Annotated in this window: 2 protein-coding genes; both read left to right on the plus strand. The window is 27.5% G+C overall.

Annotated elements, in window-relative coordinates; genetic code table 11:
- The coding region (locus ACQRD5_RS16855; protein WP_427747091.1) for an ABC transporter ATP-binding protein at window positions 1–1,306 on the plus strand (1,306 nt) is incomplete at its 5' end.
- On the plus strand, window positions 1,303–3,162 hold the full coding sequence (locus ACQRD5_RS16860; RefSeq protein ID WP_294363849.1) for an ABC transporter ATP-binding protein: 1,860 nt from the start codon (window positions 1,303–1,305) through the stop codon (window positions 3,160–3,162). The genes ACQRD5_RS16855 and ACQRD5_RS16860, both read left to right, overlap by 4 nt.
- Window positions 3,163–3,327: the final 165 nt, after the last annotated feature.

Consider the following 3,327-nt stretch of genomic DNA (forward strand, 5'->3'; position numbering starts at 1 on the left):
AGGGGTATTAAAAGTACTAAAAACTGATACTAATATGACATGGATAATTGCAATTGGAGTAGTATTAATAATTTTACTAGTTAGTATATTATTTACTTTTGCTATGCCTAAGTTTAAGTCAGTTCAAAAATTAATAGATAAGCTTAACTTAGTAACTAGGGAAAGTTTAACTGGTATGCTAGTTATTAGAGCCTTTAGTACACAAAAACATGAGGAAGAAAGATTTGATAAAGCTAATAAGGATTTAACAAAAACAAACTTATTTGTAAATAGATTAATGTCATCAATGATGCCAATGATGATGCTAATTATGAATGGATTAACGTTATTAATAGTTTGGGTAGGTGCACATCAAGTTGATTTAGGTAAAATGCAAGTAGGTAATATGATGGCATTTATGCAATATGCTATGCAAATAATTATGTCATTTTTAATGATTACTATGATTTCTATTATGTTACCACGTGCATCAGTATCGGCTCAACGTATTAGTGAAGTTTTATATACTGATTTATCTATTAAAGATAAAAAAGAAACTAAAAAATTCAATGTATCTAAAAAAGGATATGTAGAATATAAAAATGTTAGCTTTAAATATCCTGGAGCAGAGGATTATGTTATTAAAAATATAAGTTTTATAGCTAAGCCTGGTGAAACAACAGCTATAATTGGAAGTACTGGTAGCGGAAAATCAACTTTAATTAATCTTATTCCTAGATTTTATGATGTTACTGAAGGAAATATAGAAATTGATGGAATAGATATTAGAGATGTTAAACAAAAGGAATTACGAGAAAAAATAGGTTATATTCCTCAAAAAGGTGTATTATTCTCTGGAACTATTGAAAGTAATTTGAAATATGGTTCATCTAATGTAAATATGAAAGATTTAAAGAGGGCTTCTGATATAGCACAAGCTTCAGAATTTATTGAAGCTAAGCCTGATAAATATAGTAGTGAAATATCACAAGGTGGAACTAATGTATCTGGAGGGCAAAAACAAAGATTATCAATAGCTAGAGCATTAGTTAAAAAACCAGAAATATATGTATTTGATGATAGTTTTTCAGCTTTAGACTTTAAAACTGATTCAGCATTAAGAAAAGCAATAAAAGAAAATATTAAAGATGCAACAATGATAATTGTAGCTCAAAGAATTAGTACTATAAAAGATGCAAATCAAATAATAGTTCTAGATGAGGGTGAAGTTGTAGGAATTGGAACTCACAGAGATCTTATAGAGAACTGTGAAGTTTACAAGCAAATAGCTTTATCACAACTTTCAAAGGAGGAACTAATGTCATGAGTAATAATTTAGGCGGTAAAAAACATGGTGGCTTTGGTGGTCATATGGGAGGAATGAAGTTTGCTGGTGGAAAAGCCAAAGATTTTAAAGGAACATTTAAAAAATTATTAAATTATTTAAAACCATATAGAATATCAATAATAATAGTTTTAATTTTTGCTATTGGTAGTGCAGCATTTTCTATAATTGGACCTAAAATTTTAGGAAAAGCAACCACTAAGTTGTTTGAAGGATTAGTAAGTAAAATTTCTGGAGAAGCTAATGCAGGAATTGATTTTACTTATATAGGTAATATACTTGTTATATTAATTGTACTATATGCTGTAAGTGCAATATTTGCATTTATTCAGGGATTTATAATGTCAGGTATAGCACAAAAGGTTTCATATAATTTAAGAAAAGAAATATCATTAAAAATAAATAAAATGCCTCTTAAGTATTTTGATAAAATGACTCATGGAGAAGTTTTATCAAGAGTAACTAATGATGTAGATACTGTAAGCAATACATTAAATCAAAGTTTATCTCAAGTATTTACATCAATTACCACTCTTATTGGTGTAGTAATTATGATGCTTTCGATAAGTGTTACAATGACAATTGTAGCTTTATTAATAGTACCATTATCAGGATTATTTATTTCATTTGTTGTTAAGAAGTCTCAAAAGTACTTTAAAGAGCAACAGACTTATTTAGGTCATGTAAATGGACATGTTGAAGAAATATATAGTGGTCATAATATAATGAAAGCCTTTAATGGTGAAGATAAAGCTGTTGAAGAGTTTAATGAATTAAATAATACTTTATATAATTCAGCTTGGAAATCTCAATTTTTATCTGGTATGATGATGCCTATAATGACCTTTATAGGTAATATAGGTTATGTAGCCGTTACAATTCTAGGAGGATATTTAACTGTTAAAAATCGTATAGAAGTTGGTGATATACAATCTTTTATTCAATATATTAGATCTTTTAATCAGCCAATAGCACAAGCAGCTCAAATAGCTAATGTATTACAATCTACAGCAGCTGCTGCAGAAAGAGTATTTGAATTCCTAGAAGAGGAAGAAGAAATTAATTGTGGAATAAATCCAATAAATATTGAAGAGATAAAAGGGGAAGTTACATTTAAAGATGTTCATTTTGGGTATAATGAAGATAAAATAATTATCAATGATTTCTCATGTAAAATAAAGCCAGGACAAAGAATTGCTATTGTTGGTCCAACAGGTGCTGGTAAAACAACAATTGTTAAATTATTAATGAGATTCTATGAATTAAATAGTGGTGAAATTTTACTAGATAATTATAATATTAAAGATTTTGATAGAAACGATTTAAGAAAGATATTTGGTATGGTACTTCAAGATACTTGGTTATTTAATGGTTCAATAATGGATAACATTAGGTATGGTAATTTAGATGCAAGTGATGAAGAAGTAATTAAGGCTTCAAAAGCTGCTCATGTTCATCATTTTATTAAAACTTTACCTGATGGATATAATATGGAATTAAACGAAGATGCAAGTAATGTATCACAAGGTCAAAAACAGTTACTTACTATAGCTCGTGCAATTTTAGCAGATCCTAAAATACTAATATTAGATGAAGCAACAAGTTCTGTAGACACTAGAACTGAAATTCTTATTCAAAAAGCTATGAATAACTTAATGGAAGGTAGAACTAGCTTTATAATTGCTCATAGATTATCTACTATAAGAGATGCTGATTTAATTTTAGTTATGAATGAAGGAGATATTGTAGAGCAAGGTACTCATAGTGAATTATTAAGCAAAAATGGCTTCTATGCATCATTATACAATAGTCAATTTGAAAACTCACAAGTTTCATAAAGATAGAAAAAGGTGGTTAATTTTTAAAAATTAGCCACCTTTTTTAAATAAAAATGCTTAGTAAAAGTTAGTAAAATACTTAGTAAAATACTTAGTAAAAGTTAGTAAAATTTTATTGATAATGTTTTCTTACTATGTTAAAATCTTATTGTAAATATAAATTAA

The organism is Clostridium sp. SGI.024 (assembly GCF_050315195.1).
In the GTDB taxonomy this organism is placed as follows: Bacteria; Bacillota; Clostridia; order Clostridiales; family Clostridiaceae; genus Clostridium.